28 protein-coding genes are annotated in these 23,110 nt (G+C 64.8%); 14 read left to right on the top strand and 14 right to left on the bottom strand.

Annotation, left to right across the window (positions count from 1 at the left end; translation table 11 throughout):
* Positions 1 to 110 precede the first annotated feature (110 nt).
* From H8A95_RS06935 to H8A95_RS06900, 8 genes are read left to right on the top strand one after another with little or no spacing between them, the layout of a single operon-like run.
* Complete coding sequence (locus H8A95_RS06935) at positions 111 to 1,346, top strand: ABC transporter substrate-binding protein (RefSeq protein ID WP_420839342.1); 1,236 nt, start codon at positions 111 to 113, stop codon at positions 1,344 to 1,346.
* 57 nt (positions 1,347 to 1,403) lie between these two features.
* On the top strand, positions 1,404 to 2,753 hold the full coding sequence (locus H8A95_RS06930) for an aromatic ring-hydroxylating oxygenase subunit alpha (protein ID WP_229182482.1): 1,350 nt from the start codon (positions 1,404 to 1,406) through the stop codon (positions 2,751 to 2,753).
* Positions 2,750 to 3,556 carry an SDR family NAD(P)-dependent oxidoreductase gene (locus tag H8A95_RS06925; protein WP_229182481.1) on the top strand — a complete coding sequence of 269 codons (807 nt, stop codon included), beginning with the start codon at positions 2,750 to 2,752 and terminating at the stop codon, positions 3,554 to 3,556. Before H8A95_RS06930 ends, H8A95_RS06925 begins: the two co-directional genes overlap by 4 nt.
* A gap of 31 nt (positions 3,557 to 3,587) precedes the next feature.
* Complete coding sequence (locus H8A95_RS06920) at positions 3,588 to 4,178, top strand: 3-phenylpropionate/cinnamic acid dioxygenase subunit beta (RefSeq protein WP_229182480.1); 591 nt, start codon at positions 3,588 to 3,590, stop codon at positions 4,176 to 4,178.
* A gap of 15 nt (positions 4,179 to 4,193) precedes the next feature.
* Positions 4,194 to 4,388 (top strand): SH3 domain-containing protein, encoded by a 195-nt coding sequence (locus H8A95_RS06915; protein ID WP_229182479.1) that lies wholly within the window; start codon positions 4,194 to 4,196, stop codon positions 4,386 to 4,388.
* Between the two features lie 23 nt (positions 4,389 to 4,411).
* Entirely contained in the window at positions 4,412 to 4,807 is a 396-nt protein-coding gene (locus H8A95_RS06910; RefSeq protein WP_229182478.1) for a hypothetical protein, read from the top strand.
* 15 nt (positions 4,808 to 4,822) lie between these two features.
* On the top strand, positions 4,823 to 5,503 hold the full coding sequence (locus H8A95_RS06905) for an FAD-dependent monooxygenase (protein ID WP_229182477.1): 681 nt from the start codon (positions 4,823 to 4,825) through the stop codon (positions 5,501 to 5,503).
* Positions 5,500 to 6,021 (top strand): FAD-dependent monooxygenase, encoded by a 522-nt coding sequence (locus tag H8A95_RS06900; RefSeq protein ID WP_229182476.1) that lies wholly within the window; start codon positions 5,500 to 5,502, stop codon positions 6,019 to 6,021. The genes H8A95_RS06905 and H8A95_RS06900 overlap by 4 nt, the downstream gene beginning before the upstream one ends.
* Before the next feature lie 24 nt (positions 6,022 to 6,045).
* Here H8A95_RS06900 and H8A95_RS06895 read toward each other — a convergent pair whose 3' ends face one another.
* The 4 genes from H8A95_RS06895 to H8A95_RS06880 all read right to left on the bottom strand — a co-directional run bounded on the left by H8A95_RS06895 (position 6,046) and on the right by H8A95_RS06880 (position 8,399).
* Entirely contained in the window at positions 6,046 to 6,318 is a 273-nt protein-coding gene (locus H8A95_RS06895) for a DUF3551 domain-containing protein (RefSeq protein WP_016844297.1), read from the bottom strand.
* Between the two features lie 94 nt (positions 6,319 to 6,412).
* A complete protein-coding gene (locus H8A95_RS06890) occupies positions 6,413 to 6,685 on the bottom strand; it encodes a DUF3551 domain-containing protein (protein ID WP_229182475.1) in 273 nt (90 codons plus the stop codon).
* 42 nt (positions 6,686 to 6,727) lie between these two features.
* The gene (locus H8A95_RS06885) at positions 6,728 to 7,438 is read right to left on the bottom strand and encodes a hypothetical protein (RefSeq protein ID WP_229182474.1); all 711 of its coding nucleotides are present in this window, start codon (positions 7,436 to 7,438) and stop codon (positions 6,728 to 6,730) included.
* Positions 7,439 to 7,562: 124 nt separating this feature from the next.
* Positions 7,563 to 8,399: a metal-dependent phosphohydrolase gene (locus tag H8A95_RS06880; RefSeq protein WP_229182473.1), complete on the bottom strand. Its 837-nt coding sequence runs from the start codon at positions 8,397 to 8,399 to the stop codon at positions 7,563 to 7,565.
* Positions 8,400 to 8,627: 228 nt separating this feature from the next.
* Here H8A95_RS06880 and H8A95_RS06875 point away from each other — a divergent pair, with 228 nt between their 5' ends.
* The 3 genes from H8A95_RS06875 (at position 8,628) to H8A95_RS06865 (ending at position 11,355) form a co-directional block, all read left to right on the top strand.
* Positions 8,628 to 8,843 (top strand): hypothetical protein, encoded by a 216-nt coding sequence (locus H8A95_RS06875; protein ID WP_229182472.1) that lies wholly within the window; start codon positions 8,628 to 8,630, stop codon positions 8,841 to 8,843.
* Positions 8,844 to 9,010: 167 nt separating this feature from the next.
* Entirely contained in the window at positions 9,011 to 9,799 is a 789-nt protein-coding gene (locus tag H8A95_RS06870) for an ATP-binding cassette domain-containing protein (RefSeq protein ID WP_229182471.1), read from the top strand.
* A complete protein-coding gene (locus H8A95_RS06865) occupies positions 9,796 to 11,355 on the top strand; it encodes an ABC transporter permease/substrate-binding protein (protein WP_229182470.1) in 1,560 nt (519 codons plus the stop codon). The genes H8A95_RS06870 and H8A95_RS06865 overlap by 4 nt, the downstream gene beginning before the upstream one ends.
* A gap of 99 nt (positions 11,356 to 11,454) precedes the next feature.
* Here the strand turns inward: H8A95_RS06865 and H8A95_RS06860 are convergent, their stop codons facing one another.
* Together H8A95_RS06860 and H8A95_RS06855 are read right to left on the bottom strand one after the other, a co-directional pair.
* The gene (locus H8A95_RS06860; RefSeq protein WP_229182469.1) at positions 11,455 to 13,167 is read right to left on the bottom strand and encodes a sulfatase-like hydrolase/transferase; all 1,713 of its coding nucleotides are present in this window, start codon (positions 13,165 to 13,167) and stop codon (positions 11,455 to 11,457) included.
* 169 nt (positions 13,168 to 13,336) lie between these two features.
* Positions 13,337 to 14,050, bottom strand: coding sequence for a TetR/AcrR family transcriptional regulator (locus tag H8A95_RS06855; protein WP_229182468.1), 714 nt, complete (start codon positions 14,048 to 14,050; stop codon positions 13,337 to 13,339).
* Between the two features lie 111 nt (positions 14,051 to 14,161).
* Here H8A95_RS06855 and H8A95_RS06850 point away from each other — a divergent pair, with 111 nt between their 5' ends.
* On the top strand, positions 14,162 to 14,782 hold the full coding sequence (locus H8A95_RS06850; protein ID WP_229182467.1) for a hypothetical protein: 621 nt from the start codon (positions 14,162 to 14,164) through the stop codon (positions 14,780 to 14,782).
* A gap of 22 nt (positions 14,783 to 14,804) precedes the next feature.
* On the opposite strand, the gene H8A95_RS06845 is transcribed toward H8A95_RS06850, so the two are convergent.
* Both H8A95_RS06845 and H8A95_RS06840 read right to left on the bottom strand, forming a co-directional pair.
* Positions 14,805 to 15,038 (bottom strand): hypothetical protein, encoded by a 234-nt coding sequence (locus tag H8A95_RS06845; protein ID WP_050401946.1) that lies wholly within the window; start codon positions 15,036 to 15,038, stop codon positions 14,805 to 14,807.
* A 28-nt stretch (positions 15,039 to 15,066) separates the two neighbouring features.
* On the bottom strand, positions 15,067 to 15,465 hold the full coding sequence (locus tag H8A95_RS06840; protein ID WP_229182466.1) for a lysozyme inhibitor LprI family protein: 399 nt from the start codon (positions 15,463 to 15,465) through the stop codon (positions 15,067 to 15,069).
* A gap of 154 nt (positions 15,466 to 15,619) precedes the next feature.
* On the opposite strand from H8A95_RS06840, the gene H8A95_RS06835 reads away from it, so the two are divergent.
* Positions 15,620 to 16,618 (top strand): adenylate/guanylate cyclase domain-containing protein, encoded by a 999-nt coding sequence (locus tag H8A95_RS06835; protein WP_229182465.1) that lies wholly within the window; start codon positions 15,620 to 15,622, stop codon positions 16,616 to 16,618.
* Between the two features lie 192 nt (positions 16,619 to 16,810).
* A complete protein-coding gene (locus H8A95_RS06830; RefSeq protein ID WP_229182464.1) occupies positions 16,811 to 17,917 on the top strand; it encodes a DUF2336 domain-containing protein in 1,107 nt (368 codons plus the stop codon).
* 106 nt (positions 17,918 to 18,023) lie between these two features.
* Here the strand turns inward: H8A95_RS06830 and ilvC are convergent, their stop codons facing one another.
* The 6 genes from ilvC to H8A95_RS06800 form a co-directional block, all read right to left on the bottom strand.
* Complete coding sequence (gene ilvC, locus H8A95_RS06825; protein ID WP_028342350.1) at positions 18,024 to 19,043, bottom strand: ketol-acid reductoisomerase; 1,020 nt, start codon at positions 19,041 to 19,043, stop codon at positions 18,024 to 18,026.
* Between the two features lie 150 nt (positions 19,044 to 19,193).
* Positions 19,194 to 19,802 carry a LysE family translocator gene (locus H8A95_RS06820; protein ID WP_229182463.1) on the bottom strand — a complete coding sequence of 203 codons (609 nt, stop codon included), beginning with the start codon at positions 19,800 to 19,802 and terminating at the stop codon, positions 19,194 to 19,196.
* 7 nt (positions 19,803 to 19,809) lie between these two features.
* Positions 19,810 to 20,685: an EamA family transporter gene (locus H8A95_RS06815; protein WP_229182462.1), complete on the bottom strand. Its 876-nt coding sequence runs from the start codon at positions 20,683 to 20,685 to the stop codon at positions 19,810 to 19,812.
* 38 nt (positions 20,686 to 20,723) lie between these two features.
* Positions 20,724 to 21,419, bottom strand: coding sequence for a class I SAM-dependent methyltransferase (locus H8A95_RS06810; RefSeq protein ID WP_229182461.1), 696 nt, complete (start codon positions 21,417 to 21,419; stop codon positions 20,724 to 20,726).
* A 3-nt stretch (positions 21,420 to 21,422) separates the two neighbouring features.
* Positions 21,423 to 21,965, bottom strand: a complete 543-nt coding sequence (ilvN, locus tag H8A95_RS06805; RefSeq protein ID WP_163155575.1) for an acetolactate synthase small subunit — start codon at positions 21,963 to 21,965, stop codon at positions 21,423 to 21,425.
* 21 nt (positions 21,966 to 21,986) lie between these two features.
* Positions 21,987 to 22,973: a threonine dehydratase gene (locus H8A95_RS06800; protein ID WP_229182460.1), complete on the bottom strand. Its 987-nt coding sequence runs from the start codon at positions 22,971 to 22,973 to the stop codon at positions 21,987 to 21,989.
* Positions 22,974 to 23,110 lie beyond the last annotated feature (137 nt).

Genomic DNA, 23,110 nt, shown 5'->3' with positions numbered 1-23,110 from the left:
TCGGCAGGGCGCGCTGCATCCAGCGCGCTTGACCAATCGGCCCGCCCGGATACTATCTCATATTATGAGAATGATGTCCACCAGATGGACACATAATGGCGACGGGAGGATTGGATTTGCTTCAGACAGACGCCTCGCGCAGATGGACCACCGCCACGATCGCCGCGGTGATGCTCTCGACGCCGCTGGTGCACGCTGCGCCCGACGGCTCGGGCATTTCGGACGGCGTGGTGCGGATTGCGGTCCTCGGCGATTACGGCAGCGGCCGCGATCTCGGCGGGCCGGGCTCGGTGACCGCCGCCAAGCTTGCCGCCGAAGATTTTCACAACAAGGTGCTGGGCAAGCCGATCGAGATCATCTCAGCCGACCATCAGAACAAGCCCGACGTCGCGGTCGGGATCGCGCGGCAATGGTTTGACGTCGACCATGTCGACGCGGTGACCGACCTTGCGGTGAGCTCAGTGGGTCTTGCCGTCGCCGGGCTCGCGACACAGAGCAACCGGACCGCGCTGGTCTCGGGCGCGGCGACGTCAGACCTTACCGGCGACAAATGCTCGCCCGTCATCACGCATTGGGCAGACGACACCTACGCACTATCGGCCGGCCTGGTCGGTGAGCTGAGCCGCCGCGTCGGCAAGGAATGGTTCTTTGTCGCGGTCGACTATTCGTTCGGCACGGCGATGGTGAAGGACGCCTCGCGTGCGGTGACCGATAATGGTGGCAAGGTGATCGGCGCGGTGCGCTATCCCTTCAACACCACCGACTTCTCGTCCTTCCTGCTGGCCGCCCAAAACTCCGGCGCCAAGGTGGTGGCGCTGGCCGGCACCGGCGCCGACACCGTCAATGCCGTGAAGCAGACCCACGAATTCGGCCTGCAACAGGGCGGGCAGACCATCGTCGGCATGCTGACCTTCATCTCCGACGTTCATTCGATCGGCCTGCGCGACGCGCAGGGCATGTACATCGCGTCCCAATATTATTGGGATGACGACGACGGCACCCGCACCTTCGCCAAGCGCTTCATCGAGATCGAGAAGCGCGAGCCGACCAAATTGCAGGCCGCGACCTACGCCGCCGTGCGGCATTATCTGAAAGCGATCGAGGCCGGCGGCAGCGACGAGGCGAAGGCCGTCAATGCCGAAATGCGCAAGTTGCCGGTCGATTTCTTCGGCCGCCCCGCGCACATCCGGAAAGACGGCCGCGTCGTCTACGATCTCTCGCTCTACCGCGTGAAGAAGCCGGAGGAGAGCAAATATCCCTGGGACTACTACCAGAAGATCGCGGTGATCCCCGGCGACAAGGCGTTCCGCCCCGAGGGGACGGGCGGCTGCAAGCTCGACAAATAGGACGGACCATCATTCACCGCGACGCACGGTCGCGCAGGGAAGAACAAGGAGGAGCCGATGCCGCTTCGCAATGATTTCGATCAGCTTGTTGACGTCAAGGGTGGTTTCATCAGCCGCGAGATCTTCGTCGATGCCGATATCTACCGGCAGGAACTCGACAAGGTCTTTACCCGCGCGTGGCTGCTGGTCGGTCACGAAAGCCTGGTGCCCAATCCCGGCGACTTCTACACCTCGCGGATGGGCGAGGAATCCGTGATCCTCTGCCGCGACAAGAAGGGCGAGATCCACGTCTTCCTCAATTCGTGCCGGCATCGCGGCATGAAGGTGTGCCGCTACGAGCAAGGCAACACGTCGCTGTTCACCTGCCCCTATCACAGTTGGACCTACACCACCGACGGCAAGCTGCAGGGCGTTCCGCTGCATCGGACGCTGTATGACGGCGTGCTCGACCGCGAGGCCAACTCGCTGGTCTCGGTCGCCAAGCTCTGCAATTACAAGGGCTCGATCTGGGCGACCTGGGACAAGGACGCGCCCGACTTCCTCACCTATCTCGGCGACGCCAAGATCCATCTCGACCAGGCGCTCGACTGCCGCGACGGTCGCGAGGGCGGCTCCGAGGTGATCGGTGTCCACAAATGGGTGTTCCCCGCCAACTGGAAATTCGCCGCCGAGAATTTCCTGGGCGACACCTATCACAACCCGAGTCACCGCTCGGTCGACTTGATCGGCATCGGCCCGAGCGCTGCCGCCGGCAAGAAGGGCCGCCGCGACGACGAGCTCGAGAAGGCCGAGCACGTCTGGATCAGCTTTCCGGCAGGCCATGGCGTGCACAGCGCGATCCAGCCGGAGGCCAACGAATATACCGAGTCTTTCCTCGACAACCCAATCCTCGAAAAATACTTCCGGCACTGCTTCGAGGAGCGCAAGCGACGGCTCGGCGAAGGCGCGCGGCTGCTGCCGTTCGTCGGAACGATCTTCCCGAACACGTCCTATCACGGCCGCCAGCCGCGCGGACTTTGCGCCTGGCATCCGCACAGCCCGACCTCGACCGAAGGCTGGCGCTTCTTCCTGGTCGACAAGGACGCGCCGAAGGAAGCCAAGGAATATCTGCGCCGCTACTACATGCGCTACTCCGGCCCGGCCGGCATGACCGAGCAGGACGACATGGAGAACTGGCTTTATGCGACCGCGGCGAGCACCGGCACGGTCGCGCGGCGCTACCCCTTCAACTATCAGCAGTCGATGGGCGCCTACGTGACCGACCATCCGCTCGGCGGCGATGTCTCCAAGCAAGTCACCGAGCAGATCGCACGCGGCTTCTACCGCCGCTGGACCACCTACATGCAGGGCGGCGACTGGCACGAGCTGCTCGGATCGCCCGCAGGCAACAGGCAGGCCGCAGAATGAGCGCAACCCAAAAAACGGTCCTCGTCAGCGGGGGCACCTTCGGCATCGGCCGCGCGATCACGCTCGGGCTCGCGCGGCGCGGCCATGCCGTGGTGGCATTCGGTCTCGAGGCGCCGCAGGTCTCGAGCATCGCGCAGCACGCCATTCCGGCCCTGCGCGATGAGCTCGAGCGCGAAGGCCTCTCGGCCGAACTGGTGGAAGCCGACGTGTCGAAAGCGAGCGACGTTGCGCGGGTGGTCGCGCACGCCGTGGCGCGATTCGGCCGCATCGACGGCGTCGTCAACAATGCCGCGATCGGCCCGCTCGGCACCGTGCTCGACACCGACGAGACGCTGTTCGATCGCATCATCGCCGTCAACCTGAAGGGGCCGTATCTGACCAGCCGCGCCGCGATCCCGCACATGATCGCGCAAGGCGGCGGGTCGATCGTCAACATCGGCTCCGGCGCCGGCTGGGGCAAGCCGAACATGGCGGTCTACAGCGCGAGCAAGGGCGGCGTTGTCGCGCTCAGCGCGGCGATGGCCTACGACTTCTTCCACCAGCGCATTCGCGTCAACACCGTGATCCCCGGTGGCGGCGGCATCGTCAGCGGCATGAGCCTCGGCCGTGTCGGCGGCGATGCGGCGCGCCTCGGCAATAGCGCGCCCGGCACCGCCGCGGGGCGCGTCGCTAGCGGCGACGACATCGCCAACGTCGTGGCCTTCCTGCTGTCGCCGGAAGCGGAAACGCTGTCCGGCACCGTGATCGATGTCGGCTGCTTCGCCCAGCAGGGCGGGCCGATCCCGCCCAAGCCGGCGCTCTGACAACCCGAGATGCCTGATTAAGGAGATAGAGATGACGACGACCGTTGGGGATCAGGACAGACAGTCGGCGACGAACGCCGCGATCGAACGATCGGCGGCCTATTACCGGCTCAAGGCCGATGTCGAGGATTTCTACTACCACGAGGCCGACCTGCTCGACGACCGGCGCTTCCGCGACTGGCTTGAGCTGCTCACCGAGGACGTCAGCTATTTCATGCCGATCCGGCGCAATGTGAAGTTCGGCCAGCAGGTCGCACGCGAGAACACCAAGCGCGGCGAAGGCATCAGCTGGTTCGACGAGGACAAGTGGACGCTGACCAAGCGGGTCGAGCAGATCCTGACCGGCGTGCATTACGCAGAGGAGCCCCTTTCGCGGATCACGCACATGGTCAGCAATGTTCAGATCAAGGAGGCACGGCCGGATATCGGCACAGCGCGCGAGCTCGATGTCACCAGTCGCTTCCTCGTCTACCAAAACCGCGTCGAGTACGAGACCTACATCTTTGTCGGCCGCCGCAACGACACGCTGCGCCTGACCGACACTGGCTGGAAGATCGCGCGGCGCGAGATATTGCTTGAACAGAATATCCTGCTGGCCAAAAATCTTACCACGTTCTTCTGAGCAAGGTGTGGTGCGATGATTGACGTGATGGCGATCAAGGTAGGCACACGGCTGAAGCTGGAAGCCGGCGTCGTGGCCGAGGTGGTGGAGAACATGGACGACGGCCAGTGGCTGCAGGTGCGCTATCTGGAGTGCCCTGCCCGACCCGGTGACGTCGGCACCGTGGAACTGTGCCATGCGCAGGACGTCATCAAGGTGCTCAGCGAATAGTTCCGGCCAACGGACCAACGATCATGCTGCGATTTGAGTACATGCCGAGCGATTTCCATCCGCTGTTTTTGTTCCTCGGCGAAGCCGCCGATCTCGCCGCGCTGGCCAAGCTGCTGCGGCACTTTGCCGAGAACCCGCAAACGATCGCCGTGGTGGAGCGGATTCCCGGCACCGTTTCGCGCGACGAGCTGGTGCTGACATCCGCCGACGACGAATTCGGCATGCGCGATCTCGGCGGGCGGTTTGCCTGGAAGCTGACGGACTGGCAGGCGGAACGGATCGCCGCGCGCATCGAGCTGCTGACATCAGAGAATAACAAGTCCGGCTCGGAAATCGTCGAGATCGGCAGCGAGGGCGAGATCCCGGTGAAAGTGTCGCGCGGGGAGTTCACCGACGACTTCCTGATCACGCGCAGATAGCGGCGGGCATATCGCGTGAACTCACAGCACAAGCCAAGAGTCCTGATTGCCGGCGCCGGGATCGGCGGCCTCGTCGCGGCGTTGTCGCTGCTGCAACGGGGCATCGAGGTCGATATCTTCGAGCAGGCGTCCGAGTTGCACGAGCTCGGTGCCGGTGTCCAGCTCAGCGCCAACGGCACAAGCGTCCTCATCGCGCTCGGTCTCGACCAGCAGATGCAGACGATTGCCTGCGAGCCATCGGGCAAGGAGATCAGGCTGTTCAGCACCGGGCGGACCTGGAAGCTGTTCGACCTCGGCGCCTCGTCGCGCGCGATCTATGGCGCGCCCTACTGGATGGTGCATCGCGGCGACTTTCACCGCGTGCTGGTCGACGCGTTCAATGCGCGCGCCCCCGGGCGGCTCCATCTCGACAGCCGCTGCGCCGGCTTTGATCAGGACGCCGACGGCATCTGGCTTCGGCTGGCCAATGGCGAGCGACACCGCGGCGACATCGTGGTCGGTGCCGACGGCGTGCACTCTGAAATTCGCCGGCAGATCGGCGGCGACACGAAGCCGTTCTTCGCGGGCGTCGCGGCCTGGCGCGGCCTGGTGCCGATGGAACGGCTACCGGCAGTCTCAGGCGCGACGTCGGCACCAACTGGGTCGGCCCCGGCGGCCACGTCATCACCTATCCGGTTCGCCGTGGCGAGCTGTTGAATTTCGTCGGCATCTTCGAGGGCGAGAGCTGGTCGGTCGAGTCGTGGACCGAACGCGGCACGCGAGAAGCGTGCAGCGGCGCCTTCGCCGGATGGAATCCGGAGATCCACACCATCATCGATAGCCTCGACATTCCCTATAAATGGGCGCTGCTGGGCCGCGACCCGCTCGATCGCTTCGTCGTCGGGCGCGCCTGCGTGCTCGGCGACGCCGCGCATCCGACGCTGCCGTTCCTGGCGCAGGGCGCCAACATGGCGATCGAGGACGGCATGGTGCTGGCGCGCTGCCTTGAAGGCTTTCCGCCCGAAGAGGCGCTGCGGCGCTATCAGGCCGCGCGGCTGACGCGGACGAATACGATCGTGACGAAGTCGGCCGAGAATGCCCGGCGCTTCCACAATCCGGCGCTCGCCGACGCCGAAGGCGCCGACGCCTATGTCGCGCGCGAATGGCAGCCGGAGCGCGTGCGCGAGCGCTATGACTGGTTGTTCACCTACGACGCCTTGCGTGTGCCGCTTTGACGGGACGAGCTTCGCAGGCCAGCCTCACTGAACGGGATGGCGTCCACGGCGCACCGGACGTTCCGGGGGTGGAGGCGGAGGAGCGAAGAAGGGGTTGACGATGCACATCGCCGAGAGACCCGATGCGGTCGCCTGACACTGCGGGATCGAGGTGTAGCTGCAATCGATGTGGTCTCCTGCCATCGGCCCGTTATAGAGATGCAAACAGACCGGATAGTTCGGATCATAGGCCTGTCCGGCGGCAGGTCGGGCCAGCGCGACCGCGAACGCAGCGATCGCGAAAAGTTTCAGGCGCATCGGATTCTCCTTATTGCTCGGACCCTTTCCTCACAACTGCCGGAGTTAGTCAACCGCACTGGCGACACGACGACCACACGCAAGCCTGAGCGCGCTAGTTGGCGGACTGGCGTTGTCGCTGCCCCCGTTGCTTTGGCGGCTTTTTCGGACCTTTGTAGAACGGATTGACCGAGCATGTCGCCGAGCGACCCGAGGCCGTCGCCTGGCACTGCGGAAGCGACGTGTAGCTGCAATCGATGTATTCCGGCGTCAGCCTGCCGCCATAGACTTCCAGGCACACCGGATAATTCGGATCGTACATTTGCGCGGCGGCGGGCCCGGCGAGACAACCGCCGACGGCGGCGACCAACACGAATTTCAAGCGCATCGCGTTCTCCTCAAGCTTGATCCGAGACGCCCCCGCGCGCGGTTATCGCTGCTCGTCGGCCGGCTTGCCGTCGCCCTCTCCGAGACAACGGATCATGAAGGCCGTCGTGTCCCGCGGCAGGACCTGCGCGGCGCGCGCCTTGAGACGGCATTCGAGCTGCGCGATCTGGCGCGCCCGCTGCCGTTCCGACGGCAGCGTCGATTGGCGCAACCGGCGCAGCGTCATCGGCGAGCCGTCCGACTCGAAGCTCAGCTCGTACTTCTTGCCGCTTTGGTCGGTGGCGGCGCAGGTGATGCTGGACACCTGCCGCGTGATGAAACTGCCGACCTGACGGCACGAGCCTGTCGACATCTCGACCAGCGGCACCGGCAGGCCGTCGACGCGCGGGCGGTCGCTGGACTTCAACAACATGCGGTCGACCGCGAGCTCGAACAGGTTGTCCTGGGTGCGCTCGGTGCTCTCGCCGGAGAACGAGACGATGTGGCTCTTGTCGGCGGGATCGTCGAGCACCACGGTGAACTCCGATCGGCCGCGCAGGGTGTGGAAGTAGGCCACCGCCTTGCACGTATAGCTGCGGCCGGCGACGGTGACGTTGCGGCAGGTACCCGACATCAACGCGTACAGATCGACGTCATAGACCGGACCGGCGGCACTTGCGAACGCAGGCCAGCAGACGATGGCAGCCGCAATCAATTGAGCGAAACGGGAGATCATGCTGAAACGGCCGAAAACACGGTCAATCGGGAGGTCCATGGCGCAACGTCGCTGATTTCCACGGACTGTGCAACGATGAAGCAGGCCGAAATGTGGAGGCCCCGCAAACGAGCGGGGAACGCACCACAGTCCGTGCTGAAAGGCCGCGGGCTGACGTCTTGCGTCAGATTTGCGGGCCGGACAAGGTCACCTCGCGCTCGGCGCGGAAGACGTTGCTGTAGAGATTCGCGATCCACTGACGACCGCTCGCCGTCATGTTCAGGCAATTGATGGCGCCCTGGATGTGCGGCGCGACCATATTCCAGTAGAACTGCGGATAGCGATCGACGATGTCGGCCGGCGATTCATAACCGAGCTGGCGGTTGATGCCGACTTCCTCAAACTCGTGATAGAGCGCGTTGGCTTTCCTGATGTAGTTGGGATCGCCGAGTTGCCCGATGAAATCGGCCGCACGGACGATCGCCGCCTCATCGTCATATTGCTGGCCTTCGGGCGCCGGAAACCGCGTGCCCTCGATGTTGCGCGCGACGCGCTCGCGATCGAGCGGAAGCACGGCCTCGAGCCTGTCGAGCACATACAGCTTCGAGCGGTCGACATGATACGGCATCAAGCCGGCATCCGACGAGCCGCGCGGCAGCACCACCTTGTTACCGGAGGCATCGATGATGTAACCATCCGGCCCATCGCCCTTCAGCAGACCCCGCACATAGCCGATGTCATGCGTCAGGCAGGCGATGATCGTATGGGTGTAATCCTCCGCGGTGACGTGGGTGTGCAGCGCGCGGCCGCGGATGATGTCATGCCCCGCGAGCGTGACCAGCATCGTATGCTCGACATTGTGGTAGAGCGCATCGCTGTTGCCGATGCATTCCAGCGCGATGCGCGCGGCAGCCGGCAAGAGCTCGCCAAAGCGCGCCTGCGAAGCTCCGAAGGTGCGGCTGACATGGGTGGCGAGAAACTTCTCCAAAGCGCCTGCCGCCAACTCAGGTAACGTCATCATCGATGCAGCCCCCGACCGCGCAACGTTCCTCGCTCGCCCCGATCTCACGTCGTAGTTGGGCGGCAACTATAGCGTATCTGCGGGCGTGCGGCTACGCGCTGACAAGCGTGTGATTCGTTCAGCCGTACTTTCCCGGTCTTGCCGGTTGCGACACCAAAGCCGCTGATAATGGCATGAACCGTGCATGATTCGGTTCAGACCGGGTCAATCCTACGGACAAAGACCATCATGCTCGTTACGCTCGTCGCCATCCTTTGCAATGCTCAGCTCTGCATGGAAAAGGTCGTCACCAACAGCGACCAATCCGGCATCACCATGGGCGCCTGCGCTGTGAGTGCCCAGATCGGCATCGCCGATTGGCTCTCCAAGGGCCCGTATCACGACTGGCACTTGCAGAGCTACAAGTGCATCATGGGCAAATACGTACCCAAGAACGAAGTGTGATGTGTGCTCACAGCCCCGGAAGGGGCTGACGCGCTTCGCGTGCCCAACTGGAACAGCCTGCGAAACGCGTGATGCAGGCGCGTGCACCTCGAGTCAAAGTCCATTTTATGGGCTATCACTGTGGCTCATGATGGTGAGACGTGAGGTCGCCCAGGAATGGCTCAAGAATGCCTGCAACGCCGCTGATTGCCTACGCGCATGTCGGCAAGAGTTTTGACGATGGTCGCGTGGTGGCGGTCGACGACGTCTCGCTCGACGTGGCCGAAGGCGAATTCCTGGCTGTTGTCGGTGGCTCGGGCTCGGGCAAGACGACGCTGCTCAGGCTCGCCAACCGCCTGATCGAGGCCGACCGGGGCCGGATCGCCGTCGAGGGCGAAGATGTCAGCCGGATCGACCCGATCCTGCTGCGCCGCCGCATCGGCTATGTCTTCCAGAGTGGCGGGCTGTTTCCGCATCTCACCGTCGCCGGCAATATCGGCATCACGCCAAAGCTGCTGGGCTGGCCACCGGCGGAGATCTCGGCGCGGGTCGACGAATTGCTCGACCTCGTGCGGCTCGACCGCTCACAATATCGCGACCGTCTGCCGCACGAGCTCTCCGGCGGTCAGCGCCAACGCGTCGGCGTCGCGCGTGCGCTGGCTGCGAAGCCGCGCATCGTGCTGATGGACGAGCCGTTCGGTGCGCTCGATCCGCTCACCCGTGACGCGCTCGGCGACGATTATCGCACGCTGCACCGCGAGCTCGGCCTGACCACGGTCATGATCACCCACGACATGACCGAGGCGTTGCTGCTGGCCGATCGTGTCGCTGTCATGCACGGCGGCAGGTTGCTGGCGCAGGGCACGCCGGCGGACCTCTCGGCCAGCACCGATGCCTATGTCGGCGAACTCCTGCGCACGCCGCGGCGACAGGCGGAACGCCTCGGCGCATTGCTGCCGCGGGACGGCGCGGCATGAGCCCGTCAGCCGATCCACGCTGGAGCGAGGCGTTTTCACATCTGCCGGATTATCTCGGCAGTCATGTGCGGGTCAGCGTGTCAGCGCTGGCGCTCGGACTCCTGATCAGCCTGCCGCTCGCGATCGTCGCCCGCAACCGGCCGGTGCTGCGCACAGCGCTGCTCGGGCTTGCCAGCATCGTGCAGACGGTGCCCGGTCTCGCATTGCTTGCGCTGTTCTATCCATTGTTGCTGGCGCTCGCGGCCGTGACCGCGGCGTGGCTCGGCTTCAGCTTCTCCGCATTCGGATTCCTGCCCGCGGTGCTGGCGCTCGCGCTCTATTCGATGCTGCCGGTGTTGCGCAACACCATCACCGGGCTGTCGGGCGTCGATCCCGCGGTGCTGGAGGCCGCCCAGGGCGTCGGCATGACGCCGCAGCAATCGCTGACCATGGTCGAGTTGCCGCTGGCGCTGCCGGTGATGATGGCAGGGATCCGCACCGCCGCGGTCTGGGTGATCGGCACCGCGACGCTGTCGACGCCGATCGGCCAGACCAGCCTCGGCAACTATATCTTCGCAGGATTGCAGACCCAGAACTGGGTGTTCGTGCTGTTCGGCTGCTTCGCCGCCGCGGTGCTCGCGCTCGTCGTCGACCAGTTGCTGGCGCTGATCGAGAATGGCCTGCGCAATCGCAGCAGCATTCGGACCGCACTCGGTGGGCTCGGCATTGCCGCCCTGATTGCGGCGACGCTGGTGCCCGCGATCGCGCGGCCGCACGCGCGCTATGTGGTCGGCGCCAAGACGTTCACCGAGCAATATGTGCTGTCGGCATTGATCGCGCAGCGGCTGCAAGCGGCCGAACTGTCGGCCACGATCCGCGCAGGCCTCGGCTCCAACGTGATCTTCGACGCACTCGCATCGGGCGATATCGACGTCTATGTCGACTATTCCGGCACGCTGTGGGCCAACCAGTTCCACCACACCGACATCAGGCCCCGCGCCGAGCTGCTGAGCGAGCTGAAGACGACGCTGGCGAAGCAGAACATCACGCTGTTCGGCGAGCTCGGCTTCGAGAATGCCTATGCGCTGGTGATACCGAGGAAGCGCGCCGATGAGCTCGGCATCCATTCCGTCGCCGACCTCGCATCGCACGCCGCGACCATGTCGATCGCAGGCGATTATGAATTCTTCTCGCGTCCGGAATGGGCCGGTATCCAGAAGGCCTATGGGCTGACATTCCGCGCCCAGCGCCAGATGCAGCCGGACTTCATGTATGCCGCGGTCGCCTCCGGCGAGGTCGATGTCATCGCCGGCTACACCAGCGACGGGCTGATCGCGAAATACGACCTGGTTGCGCTCGCGGACGACAGGCACGCGATCCCGCCCTATGACGCGATCGTGCTGCTGTCGCCGAAGCGGCGCGACGACGAGGCCTTCGAGGCGGCGCTGCGGCCGCTGCTCGGCAGGATCGACATCGCCGAGATGCGCGAGGCGAACCTGCGCGCATCGGGCAACGATGCATCATCGTCGCCCGATGCCGTCGCGCGCTGGCTGTGGGAGAAGATCGGGATCAGATAATCTCTCACCGTCATTGCGAGCGAAGCGCAGCAATCCACCTCTTTGCATACGAGGAGAGATGGATTGCTTCGTCGCTGCGCTCCTCGCAATGACGGCGCCTCAAAGTCCCTTGATGATCCCCGCGTCGATCAACAGCCGATTGAAGCGGCGCGCTTCTGCGCCGTCCTTGCAGGAATAGAACGCACCGTTGCAGCGAAGCATGATGGCTTTCTGCTCCTCGAATGACGGATCGAGCGGAATACCGGCGGCCTCCTGAATCACCAGCGGCAGATAGGCAGCGTCGATCGTGTTCATCACGGTCGGGCTCTTCACCGGATCGAAGTTGACCGCATCGATCGCGTAGTAGGTCGCGTAATAGCGCTGATCGTAGTCCATCAGCTTCTTGCCGATGCCGGCCTCGTCGAGATCGGGGTCGAGCAGCTGCGGCGAGAACTCCGGCTGATGATCGCCGTAGCGCACGATCAGGAACGGCTGCGCGGGAAACCTCTTCTTCAGCGCCGCGACGAAGCCGGCATAGTCATTGGCGCTCAAGGTCTGCCGGCGCAGATATTCGTCGACCGACGGCGTATTGCCCGGCCGCTTCCACGACGGCAGCAACTCGGGACGGAACTTCGTCTCCCACGGGAAATGATTGGCGGCGAGATAGACGAAGGTGAACAACGGCGTGCCTGATGCCTTCTGTTCGGCCATCAGCTTCAACGCCTTGTCGTAGAAGAAGCTGTCGGGCTCGACGTCCTTCGCATGCAAATCATGCGCGTCGTGGAATTGCTGGATGCCGGTCGTGGTCTGGAAGTTGCGCGCGCTCATGAAGGCACCGAACGCCGGATAGAGCGACAGCGTATCGTAGCCGCAGCGGCGCAGCGCCAGCGGCAAGCCGCGCGCGACCCGGCCCGATGCGATCCGGGTGACGAAATAGGCGAACCGGCCGAACGAGCGCGACGACAAACCCGCAAGCACGTTGTACTCGGTGAACCAGCTCGGCCCGCCATTGCTCTCGGCGAGGAATTTGCGTTCGACACCGTCGTAGGACTTGAACTGGCTGCCATAGCCCGGCGGAACCTTGACGCCGGAAGCAGCGCGGATGTCGAAACTCGATTCATCATGGATCATGATGATGTTCGGCCGCCGCCCGGCGGGATGACAGGCGTCGACCGCGGGGATCTTGAGCTGGTCGCTCGCGCTCGGATCCGACTCCATGAAGCCATAGGCAACGAAGTCGGATACCGCGGTCACGCCGGAGCGCGCGAATTTCGAGAGATAGCCGTCGTCGTAATAGCCGCGCCAGGCTTCATCCGGCCAGGCGAACGCATAGCCCGAGAGCGCGGCGGCGCAGGCCAGGCAGGCGGCAGCGGCCGGCAGACGGCGGATCCGGAACGGATCGAGCCACCACAGCGCGTACATCAAGGGCAGCGTGACGAGGCCGGCGCCGATGATCGACCAGCGCAGGTTCGGAAAGATCGTGAGCAGGAACGCCGCGGTGTCGCGATCGATCACCATCAGGTCGACGAAGTTCGCGGTCATCTGCACCACGTCGTGCTTGAAGCGCGACAGCAGCACCAGCACCACGACCAGCGTCAGCGACAGCGCGCCCGACAATGCCGGCCGGCGCAGCAGCGCGATGAACAGGAAGTTCAGGATTCCCCAGGTGAGCAGGAAGCAGAGCCGTGAGCCGAAGTCGGTCTCGGTCCGCAGCATCAGGATCAGCGCGCCGAGATGCGGCGCGGCGACCGCCATCAACCGCCAGATGCCGATCGCGACGAGACCGCCGGCCAGCGCGGCAACCGAGGAGTTTTGCTGAGGCGCGGGCGCCATGGGCGGGACGCAATACAACCCGGCGCAATGCCACGGCCTTGACTGGCAACGGCCAGGAGGCATACGGCACAGCCGGTGTCTGCGCCGTGTCACAAAATCGTAATTGAATCGTCATGAACGCGCAATGAATTTGCCCGCCCGGAGCACGCCGGGCCGGCACGGCACGCCCTCAGGCTTTGGCCGCCGGCGCCACACCCGCTCCGATGCCCGCAATGAAGAGGTCGAGGATGTCGGCGGCCATCCGCTCGGCCTCAGCGGCGGCGACGCCCCAGCGCGGCAAATGGCCGTCGATGTGCATCCGCGCAAATCCGTAGACCAGCGAACGGCCGGCGATCTGGACCTGCTTGAGATCGCGCCTCCCCAGCTGACCGGCCGAAAATGCCTCCGCCAGCGTGCGCTCGGTCAGGCCGATCAACTCCGCATTGTCGCTGGAAACCCCGGCCGAGCGGTCGTGGTCGAAGAACCGGCGGCTGGAGATGATCTCGAAATGGGTCGGGTTCTTCATGGCCCAGCGCAGATAGGCGATCCCGAGACAACGGAAACGACCGAGCGGATCGCCTGATGGTGCATCGGCCAGCGCCGCCTCGATCTCGGCGCGGAAGCGGCGCTGCGCCTCCTCAGCCACCGCATTCATCAGGGCATCCCGGCTCGGGAAATGCCGGAACGGCGCGCCGGGCGAAACCCCGGCGCGGCGGGCGGCCTCGCGCACGCTGACCGCGTCCGGCCCGCCCTCCCCGACCAACTGCATGGCGGCATCGATCAGGACCCGACGGAGGTCGCCGTGGTGATACGGCTTGGCCGCCGGCGCGCGCGCTGGACGCGGCTTGGCGGGCCGGCGTCCGGCAGGCGGGCTCTTTTCGGATGTCTTGGCGGGACGGCGCATGACGCACGCTCTAGCATCACTCGCTTGTGAATGTAAGCACCGATTACACGAATTGACCGCACCCGATCGCAAGATGTAACTGGCGATTACATCAACAATGGGAGGCAGGTCATGGCGACGCGTCGTAACTGGTTCGAGGGCTGGCGGCTGTTCGGCCTGCTCACATTGACCCTGATCGGGCTTTCGATCTGGATCGCGGCGATGCGGCAGTTCGAGGTCGAGGGCGTGCGGATGGTGATCCGCTTCACGGCACGGACCTCGCTGCTGTTCTTCTGCCTCGCCTTCTCCGCCGCGGCGCTGGCGCGGCTCTGGCCGAACGCCTGGACGCACTGGCAGCGTCGCAACCGCCGCTATCTCGGCGTCACCTTCGCGGCCTCGCACGCCATCCATGCGGTCGCAATCACCGCATTCGCAATGCTCGATCCGCTGGGCTTCGCAGCCGCAACTTCGGTTGTCTCCTACATCTTCGGCGGCATCGGCTATCTCGTGATCATCGCGCTGACCGCGACCTCGTTCGATCGCACGGCTGCGATGCTGGGCCAGCGCGCCTGGCGCAGACTGCATCTCATCGGCGGCTACTATCTGCTGCTGCAGTTCACCGCCTCGTTCGGCAAGCGGATTCCCGAGATGCCGCCCTACGCGCTGTTCCTCGTGCCGCTCGCGGCCGTATTCGCGCTCAGGATGATCAGCATGGCTGCACGGGCTGCGCCGCGTCAGGCGCAGGCAGGCTGAGACGCACCGAGATCAGATTGGATCATACAAGGTGAAACTTGCGGCCGAGCCGGCGATGTACCGACAGCACCGCGCGATCGACGTCGCTGATCAGGCTGTCGCCGAGCACGACATTGGGTATCTCCCAGTTGCGCCCGATCTGCGCGTCGGGCAGCGCGGCGACCGCCGGCACGCGCGCGGTCTCGCAGCCGGGCTGGGCGCGCAGAGCCTCCTCCGCAAGCTGGGTCAGTTCGTCCTGGCTCTTTCCGTCAGTCATGACAGCGGTCCTGACTCCGGAAGATGGCTCACTGATGGCCGAGATTCTCCAGTTCCTTGGCGCGGGTCTCCGTCATGCTGCGTATGCATTCGCCGGCATCGAGCCGGGCGATGGTGCCCTCGCCGAGGTCGTAGTACAGGCAGTTGGCGTCGCGGTACTGGATCCACAGCCGTTGCGCGGTGCGCAACTGCTCGCGCTGCTTGTCGCCTACGGCATCCTTCAGCGCCTGTTGATAGGCAACGTTCATCCGCTTGTCCCACTGCGCAGTCTTGGCCTTGAGGCACTCGACCATCTGGTAGGTGCTGCCATCGCAGGATTGTTCGGGATCGCCCTGATCGCCCGCCCAGGCCGATGAGGTGGCGATGATCAAAGCAGCCGCAACCAGGGTCCCGCGCCTGCACCCGCCTGTCGTCAGGGCAGATTTCATGCCGCCTTCCTCTTCCGATCAATCCAATAGTCGGACCATATGTTAGTGCGGCCGCTGCCGATCCCGTTCATATCGGTCGCACTGCGGCTGGCGTTCCCGATCTGCGCAGGATATTTCATGGCTGTGGAGGAACCATGCGGCGCGCGTGACGCCCGTGATCGTTCTGGCCGTGTTCGGCCTGCTTGTCGGTGGGCTGTTTCGCTATGCCTTCGATGAACTGAATGAAGCCTCCGTCGCGAACTATGTGCGCAGCGCCCTCGACGGCGCCGCCCTCACCCTTATCGTCTGGGCGGCACACCTCTATCTGGCCGCGCGCGGCGGCTGGCTGCGGCGGCAGCCGCTCATTGTCGAGCTGATCGTCCGCTCCGTGATCCTCGCCGTCATCGTTGCGGTTGCCGCGATTGTGCTGGAGATCGTGCTCTACGGGCATGGGCTCGAGGCCAAGTGGATTCGCGAAACGTTCTTCAAGATCATTGGTGTCGGCCTGCTGCTGTCGATCCCGATCACGACGATCTACGAGCTGGTCCGGATGATCGGCGGGCATACGCTGCTCGGCATCGTGCTGGGACGCTACCGCCAGCCGGTGCGCGAGGAACGCGTGCTGCTGTTCCTCGACCTGGTCGGCTCGACGACGCTGGCGGAGACGATGGGCGAGCTGCGCGTGCAGGAACTGTTGACCCGCTTCTTCTGCGATATCGACGAGCCGATCGTGGCGCATGGCGGCGAGGTTCACGCCTATGTCGGCGACGAGGTCATCGTGACCTGGCCGGCCGGCGCCAGCCAGCCGTCGCGCGGTTATCTCGACTGCGTGTTCGCGATCGAGGACCGTCTTGCCAAGCGGGCCGATCACTATCGCAAGGAGTTCGGCGTGGTGCCGACGTTTCGGGCCGGAATGCACGCCGGTCCGGTCGTGGTCAGCGAATGCGGGGTCTCGCGGCGGCAGATTGCCTATTTCGGCGACACTGTGAACGTCACGGCACGGCTGCAGGCGCATTGCAAGGAGGCCGGCCGGCCGCTGCTGATATCGGGAGAGCTGCTTCGCCTGCTTCCCCCGGATCGGGATTTCATCATCGAGCCGCTCGGCTCGACGCAGTTGCGCGGGCGCGCCGCGTCGATCGACATCTTCGCCGTCGCCCGGCGCGGATCGTCCTAAACAATCTCTTAAAAGCACCGGCCAGACTTGCGATCGCGCCCAAAGCGCAAATTGAATCTTGTCCGGTCGCGCTCCGTTAACGATGCGGTGCGTCTCGTATTTGCACCGGGTTCCGCCTTAACGCAGGTGTAAGACCGCGCCCTGCATGGTGCGCGGACAGGTGTCATTCAACAAAAACAAGGTTGCCCATCGATGCCGCAACAGGCGTCACAATCGATTATTGCCGAACTCGAGGATGCGGTCCGGGACGGGACGTCTGCCAAGCGCGTGCAAACGCTGCGGCAGGTCACCGATCTGTTCCTGAACGACGGCGACCGCCTCAACGACGAACAGGTCAAGGTATTTGACGACGTGCTCTGCCTGCTCGTCGCGCGCGTCGAGACGCGTGCGCGGGCCGAGCTCAGCAAGCGGCTCGCGCCGCTCGACTATGCGCCGTTTGAGGTGATTCAGCACCTCGCCTGGGACGACGACATTGGCGTCGCAGGCGAGGTCCTGACCCACTCCAGCCGCCTCTCGAACGCCGCGCTGCGCGAGATCGCCAGCACCAAGGGCCAGGATCATCTGTTCGCGATCTCGGCGCGGGAAAACCTGCCCGCCTCGGTCACCGACGTGATCATCGATCGCGGCGAGGACAAGGTGATCCGGCGCCTCGCCAAGAACGCCGGCGCGCAGTTCTCCGACAACGGCTACTCGATCATCGTCGCCCGCGCCGAAGGTGACGACGAGCTGGTCGAGATCCTCGGGTTGCGCATCGACATTCCGGCCAAGCTGCTGCGCGAACTGCTGCAACGCGCCAAGGAAACCGTGCGCGCCCGCCTGCTCGCGATCGCATCGCCCCGGGCGCGCGAGGAGATCAGCCAGGTGCTGAACGACATCGCGCAGGAAGAGGCAGCCGCCCCGCGCCGCAACTACGGTATCGCCGAAGAGCTGGTCAAGCTGATGAAGCAGCTCAACGAGCTCGACGATGCGGCCGTCTACAAATTCGCCGAGGACGGCAAATTCGACGAGGTCACGGTCGCGCTCGCCGTTCTCAACGACATGCCGATCGCGATGATCGAACGCCTGATGCTCGGCCTCCGTTCCGACCTGCTCCTGATCCCGTGCCGCTCGGCCCGGCTCAACTGGCCGACGGTCGAAACCATCCTGCGCAAACGGCCGCTGCCGCATACCATCGACCATGCGACGCTCGAGATCGCGCACCGCGATTACCGGCGGCTGTCGCTGGAGACCGCGCAGCGCACGGTGCGGTTCTGGCAGCTGCACAACAGGATCGAGAAGCAGCCGATGGCAGCCGGCTAGCCGCCGCTCGCGTTTCGCGACAAAGAAAAAGGGTGGGCAACGCGCCCACCCTTTTTGCTTTTGGTGTGCAGGGCAAGCGACACGCGCTCGCCCTGCAAATTCAGCCTTAGTTCTTGCTCTTGTCGACCAGCGCGCCCTTCTTGATCCAGGGCATCATGTCGCGCAGCTTGGCGCCGACTTCCTCGATCGGATGCTGGGCGAGCTTGGCGCGGGTTGCCTTGAACGAGGTCTGGTTGACCTTGTTCTCCAGCATCCAGTCGCGGGCGAACTTGCCGCCCTGGATGTCGGCGAGCACGCGCTTCATCTCCGCCTTGGTCTCGGCCGTGACGATGCGCGGACCGGTGACGTACTCGCCGTATTCGGCGGTGTTGGAGATCGAGTAGTTCATGTTGGCGATGCCGCCTTCATAGATCAGGTCGACGATCAGCTTCACTTCGTGCAGGCACTCGAAATAGGCCATCTCGGGCGCGTAGCCGGCCTCGACCAGGGTCTCGTAGCCACCCTTGATCAGCTCGACCAGGCCGCCGCAGAGCACCACCTGCTCGCCGAACAGGTCGGTCTCGCACTCTTCCTTGAAGGTGGTCTCGATGATGCCGGCGCGGCCGCCGCCGATCGCCGAGGCGTAGCTGAGGCCGAGGTCGTGCGCATTGCCCGACGAATCCTTGGCGATCGCGATCAGGCAGGGCACGCCGCCGCCGCGCTGATATTCCGAGCGCACGGTGTGGCCGGGGCCCTTCGGCGCGATCATCAGCACGTCGAGGTCGGCGCGCGGATCGAGCAGGTTGAAGTGCACGTTGAGGCCGTGGGCGAACACGAGCGCCGCGCCCTTCTTCATGTTGTCGTGCAGGTGCTCGCGATAGATGTCGCCCTGCAGCTCGTCCGGGGTCAGCATCATGACGAGGTCGGCCCACTTGGCGGCTTCGGCGACTTCCATCACCTTGAAGCCGGCGTTCTCGGCCTTCTTGGCCGAGGCCGAACCCTTGCGCAGCGCGATCGCCACTTCCTTGACGCCCGAATCCTTCAGGTTGAGCGCGTGGGCGTGGCCCTGGCTGCCGTAGCCGACGATGGCGACCTTTTTGCCCTTGATCAGGTTCAGGTCGGCATCGCGATCGTAGTAAACTCGCATCGTGGTTTCCTCGTTTGAAGGGGGCCAAAATCGGCCGATGAATCAGGCTTTCGGAAGGTCAGAACCGCCGGGCGCCCGCGAATTTCCGGCGTTGTCTAGAGCATTTTCACCCTCAGGGGAAACCCTCATCTCGCATGGCGCGGTGCGGCATCATGCGTCCATGAAGACCGGGTAGAGCGAGGCCAGCAGCAGGATGGCCATGACGACGTTGAAGACACGGATCGCCCGGGGCGAGGTCAGGATCGGCCGCAGGGCGGTGCCGAACAGCGCCCAGACGATGCAGGACACCGTTCCCAGCACCAGGCTCAGGCCGACCTGAATCGCGATGTTCCAGGGAAAGGCGGCAATCGCCGCATAGGCCGTGATGGTGCCGATCACCATCACCCAGCCTTTGGCGTTGATCCACTGGAACATGGCCGCGCCCCAGAAGGTCATCGGGCCGCGGCCGGGCTTGTCGTCCTTGTCCGCCGAGGGCGGCTCGGCCATGGCGATGACGGCGGCGAGGTAGATCAGGTAGGCGACGCCGCCATATTTCAGGATCGTCTGCAGCACCGGATAGGCGATGAAGACGGCGCCGAGGCCGACGCCGACCGCGCCGACCATGAAGGCGAAGCCGATCGTGATGCCGGCGATGTGGGGCACCGTGCGGCGGAAGCCGTAGGTCAGCCCCGACGACAGCAGCATGATGTTGTTGGGGCCGGGCGTGAAGAACATCACGACGGCGAATACGACAAAGGCAAACAGCAGCGAATTCGACATCGTGCCCTCACGCGACTTTCGGCAGAGCTTTTGGACGCTTCGACAGCAGCATCACGGCGATGCCGGCGATGACCGTGACCATGCCGGTCAGCCGCAGCGGCCCGAATGTCTCGCCGAACACGATGCTGGAGGCGGCGGAGCCGACGAACGGCACCAGTAGCGCGAACGGCACCACCTGTGCCGCCGGATAATCCCTGAGCAGCCGGCCCCACAGCCAGTAGGCGATGCTGGTGGAGATGCCGCCGAGGCAGAGCACACAGACGAGCCCGGTCAGCGACATGTGGCTCAGCGCCTGCCAGGTCGGCTGCGGCCCGTTGCTGATCAAGGTCAGCAGCGCGAGCGGTACCGCGGCAGACAGGCACAGCCAGGCGAACAGGTCGAACATCGGTACGTCCTGTGCCCGCCGCAGCAGCAGATTGCCGATCGCAAAGCTGATCGGACAGATCATGATGATTGCAAACGCGGCGACGCTGAAGTCGTAACCGACTGTCCCGCAGATCATCAGCAGGCCGAGCGCGGCGATCGCGATCCCGATCGCCTGGGTCCGCGTCGGCATCTCCCCGAAGATCACGGCGGCGAAGGCGATGGTGAACAGCGCCTGGCTCTGCACGATGACGCTCGAAAGCCCGACCGGGACGCCGTGCGCGATCGCAAAGGCCTGCGCCAGGAACTGGCCGAGGAACAGCGTTGAGCTGATCCCGATCAGCAGCGGCCAGGAGACGTCGGGCTTGCGCAGGAACAGGCACGGCAGCGCGGCGATGGCGAAGCGCAGCGTCGTCATCAGCTCCGGCGAGAACTCATTGAGCGCGATCCGGCTTGCGACGAACGCAAGCCCCCAGATCACCGCGACCATGACGGCGATGCCAACATCGGCCGGCTTCATTGTTGTTCTTCTTTTGCTTCCGTTACGACGGTCGGGATCTAGATCTGTTCATCCGGCTTAGGTTTGCGCAGCAGATAGGTGCCGTGCAGCGGTGCGTGGTAGTCGGCCGCGACCAGCGTGAAGCCGGTCTCGGTCAGCATGCGCTCCATCACCCAGCCGAAGGTCGAGTATTCGTCGCGCATATGGGTCATCACGCTCTCGCGTTCGAAATCGTGATTCTTGATCGAGAAATCGGCCCAACCCTCGACATCACGGTCGACGCCGTCGGGCATGCTGACGAACACCATGTCGCGCAGATAGAAGTTCGCGCCCGGCTTCAGCGCGTTGAAGATCCGCGACAGCGCCACGGCCTTCCAGAAGTCCGGCAGATGATGCAGCGTGAATTCGCTGACGATCAGATCGTAGGAGTTCGGCTGATAGGCGAAGGACAATAGGCCGGCCGGCTGGGTCCGGATCTTCGCCTTGCGGTCGCGCGCATAGATCTCGGCAAGCCCGATCATCGCCGGCGAGATGTCGATGGCGTCGACCTCGGCGCCTATCAGCGCCGCCTCGGTCGCCAGCACACCGTTGCCGCAGCCGATGTCGGCGATGCGCCAGCCCGGCTTGACGCCGAGCATGGTCAGCGCCTGACGGGCCCGGACATCGCTGTCCTCGCTGACGTCATAGATCGAGGCAACCGCGGTATCGAGACCGACCTGCCGCCGTTGCGTGTAATACCAGTCGCGCGCCAACATGACTCACATCCCTTCCGGCCCACGCGTGATCGCGGCCACCCCGGTTCGTGACACCTCGACCAGGCCCAGCGGGCGCATCAGGTCGATGAACTGACTGATCTTGGACGAGTTGCCCGTGATCTCGAACACGAAGCTCTCGGTCGTGGCGTCGATCACCCGGGCGCGGAACGCATCCGCCAGCCGCAGCGCCTCGACGCGGTGATCGCCACCACCCCTCACCTTGACCATCGCAAGCTCGCGCTCGATCGAGCTGCCGGTCAGCGTCATGTCGACGACGCGGTAGACCGGGATCATGCGGTCGAGCTGATGCTTGATCTGCTGGATCACCATCGGCGTGCCCGTGGTGACGATCGTGATCCGCGAGAGATGTTTCTGGTTCTCGGTCTCCGAGACGGTGAGACTGTCGATGTTGTAGCCACGGCCGGAGAACAGGCCGATCACGCGCGCGAGCACGCCGGGCTCGTTCTGCACGAGGACAGACAGCGTATGCGTCTCGTTCGGATCGTGACGCTCTTCGAGGAAGTAGGCGGATGCGGGCTGGTTCATGGTCGTCCCCTTACATTCTTGTCACGCCACCGCCCGCTGGGCGGCCGGCGCAGCATCCGTCCCGATCCAGGTCCGGAACAGATCGAAATCGATATTGCCGCCGCTCAAGATCAGGCCGACCCGCTTGCCGGCGAGCTTGCTCTTTTCCTGCAGCGCGGCCGCGAGCGCCGCAGCGCCCGCGCCCTCGGCGAGATTATGGGTATCGGTCCAGTAGGCGCGGATCGCCTGGGCGACCTCGTCGTCGGTGACCTGCACGATGCGCGAGGCGCCCTTGCGGATCAGGGCGAGCGCATCCGCGTCCGGAATCCGCGTCGCCATGCCGTCGGCGAGCGTGTTGCTGGTCTCGGTGGTCACGATCTTTCCGGCCGCAAACGACAGCGCGTAGGACGGCGCCTCGGTCGACTGCACGCCGACGATCTCGGTCTTCAGGCCGAGCAGATCGCGCGCCATGATGCAGCCGGAGATGCCGGAGCCCTGCCCGATCGGCACATAGAGGATGTCGAGATCGGGCGCTGACCGAAACAGTTCGAGCGCATAGGTCGCAACACCCAGCACCAGGTCCGGATGGAACGACGGCACCATGTGCAGGCCGGCGAACTGGGCGCGGCGCCCGGCCTCCTCCCGCGCGGCCTGGAAGTCCTCGCCGTGCTCGACGAGCTCGGCGCCGAACGCACGCATGGCGCGGTTCTTCTCGACCGAGTTGCCGCGGGGAACATAGATCGTCGCCGGCACGCCATGACGGCCCGCGGCGAAGGCCAGGCTCTGGCCGTGATTGCCGCGCGTCGCCGAGATGATGCCGGGCACATCAGGCCGCTCGCGCTTCAGCCGCTCGAGATAGACCAGGCCGCCGCGCACCTTGAAGGCGCCGGTCGGCGTGTGGTTCTCATGCTTGACCACGACCTCGGTACCGAGCCGCTCGGCCAGCAACGGCCAGGCATACGCCGGCGTCGCCGGCACCGCGGTGCCGACGATCCTGTGCGCGCGCTCGAGCTCGTTGAGATCAAACATGAGAGCCGCCTTCCATCCGAGCACGCGATAGACCGCCTCGCCCCGCTCTTCGCGGGGCCGAGACGAGCTTCGCTCGCTCTGAGAGGGTTGGGGTGAGGGGCTGCCTCCAAGAAAGCGGTGAGAGAAGGACTCGCGGA

Origin of the sequence: Bradyrhizobium oropedii (assembly GCF_020889685.1) — a bacterium.
GTDB classification, from domain to species: Bacteria; Pseudomonadota; Alphaproteobacteria; order Rhizobiales; family Xanthobacteraceae; genus Bradyrhizobium; species Bradyrhizobium oropedii.
The sequence above is the reverse complement of the archived record's forward strand: the minus strand, read 5'-3'. Positions and strand labels throughout refer to the sequence as shown.

Bases quoted from the DNA above. Each gene is read 5' to 3' on its own strand.
- H8A95_RS06930 (WP_229182482.1), top strand. From the start codon at position 1,404: ATGCCGCTTCGCAATGATTTCGATCAGCTTGTTGACGTCAAGGGTGGT.
- H8A95_RS06925 (WP_229182481.1), top strand. From the start codon at position 2,750: ATGAGCGCAACCCAAAAAACGGTCCTCGTCAGCGGGGGCACCTTCGGC.
- H8A95_RS06920 (WP_229182480.1), top strand. From the start codon at position 3,588: ATGACGACGACCGTTGGGGATCAGGACAGACAGTCGGCGACGAACGCC.
- H8A95_RS06915 (WP_229182479.1), top strand. From the start codon at position 4,194: ATGATTGACGTGATGGCGATCAAGGTAGGCACACGGCTGAAGCTGGAA.
- H8A95_RS06910 (WP_229182478.1), top strand. From the start codon at position 4,412: ATGCTGCGATTTGAGTACATGCCGAGCGATTTCCATCCGCTGTTTTTG.
- H8A95_RS06895 (WP_016844297.1), bottom strand. From the start codon at position 6,318: ATGCGCCTGAAACTTTTCGCGATCGCTGCGTTCGCGGTCGCGCTGGCC.
- H8A95_RS06890 (WP_229182475.1), bottom strand. From the start codon at position 6,685: ATGCGCTTGAAATTCGTGTTGGTCGCCGCCGTCGGCGGTTGTCTCGCC.
- H8A95_RS06885 (WP_229182474.1), bottom strand. From the start codon at position 7,438: ATGGACCTCCCGATTGACCGTGTTTTCGGCCGTTTCAGCATGATCTCC.
- H8A95_RS06880 (WP_229182473.1), bottom strand. From the start codon at position 8,399: ATGATGACGTTACCTGAGTTGGCGGCAGGCGCTTTGGAGAAGTTTCTC.
- H8A95_RS06875 (WP_229182472.1), top strand. From the start codon at position 8,628: ATGCTCGTTACGCTCGTCGCCATCCTTTGCAATGCTCAGCTCTGCATG.
- H8A95_RS06870 (WP_229182471.1), top strand. From the start codon at position 9,011: ATGCCTGCAACGCCGCTGATTGCCTACGCGCATGTCGGCAAGAGTTTT.
- H8A95_RS06865 (WP_229182470.1), top strand. From the start codon at position 9,796: ATGAGCCCGTCAGCCGATCCACGCTGGAGCGAGGCGTTTTCACATCTG.
- H8A95_RS06860 (WP_229182469.1), bottom strand. From the start codon at position 13,167: ATGGCGCCCGCGCCTCAGCAAAACTCCTCGGTTGCCGCGCTGGCCGGC.
- H8A95_RS06855 (WP_229182468.1), bottom strand. From the start codon at position 14,050: ATGCGCCGTCCCGCCAAGACATCCGAAAAGAGCCCGCCTGCCGGACGC.
- H8A95_RS06850 (WP_229182467.1), top strand. From the start codon at position 14,162: ATGGCGACGCGTCGTAACTGGTTCGAGGGCTGGCGGCTGTTCGGCCTG.
- H8A95_RS06845 (WP_050401946.1), bottom strand. From the start codon at position 15,038: ATGACTGACGGAAAGAGCCAGGACGAACTGACCCAGCTTGCGGAGGAG.
- H8A95_RS06840 (WP_229182466.1), bottom strand. From the start codon at position 15,465: ATGAAATCTGCCCTGACGACAGGCGGGTGCAGGCGCGGGACCCTGGTT.
- H8A95_RS06830 (WP_229182464.1), top strand. From the start codon at position 16,811: ATGCCGCAACAGGCGTCACAATCGATTATTGCCGAACTCGAGGATGCG.
- ilvC (WP_028342350.1), bottom strand. From the start codon at position 19,043: ATGCGAGTTTACTACGATCGCGATGCCGACCTGAACCTGATCAAGGGC.
- H8A95_RS06820 (WP_229182463.1), bottom strand. From the start codon at position 19,802: ATGTCGAATTCGCTGCTGTTTGCCTTTGTCGTATTCGCCGTCGTGATG.
- H8A95_RS06815 (WP_229182462.1), bottom strand. From the start codon at position 20,685: ATGAAGCCGGCCGATGTTGGCATCGCCGTCATGGTCGCGGTGATCTGG.
- H8A95_RS06810 (WP_229182461.1), bottom strand. From the start codon at position 21,419: ATGTTGGCGCGCGACTGGTATTACACGCAACGGCGGCAGGTCGGTCTC.
- ilvN (WP_163155575.1), bottom strand. From the start codon at position 21,965: ATGAACCAGCCCGCATCCGCCTACTTCCTCGAAGAGCGTCACGATCCG.
- H8A95_RS06800 (WP_229182460.1), bottom strand. From the start codon at position 22,973: ATGTTTGATCTCAACGAGCTCGAGCGCGCGCACAGGATCGTCGGCACC.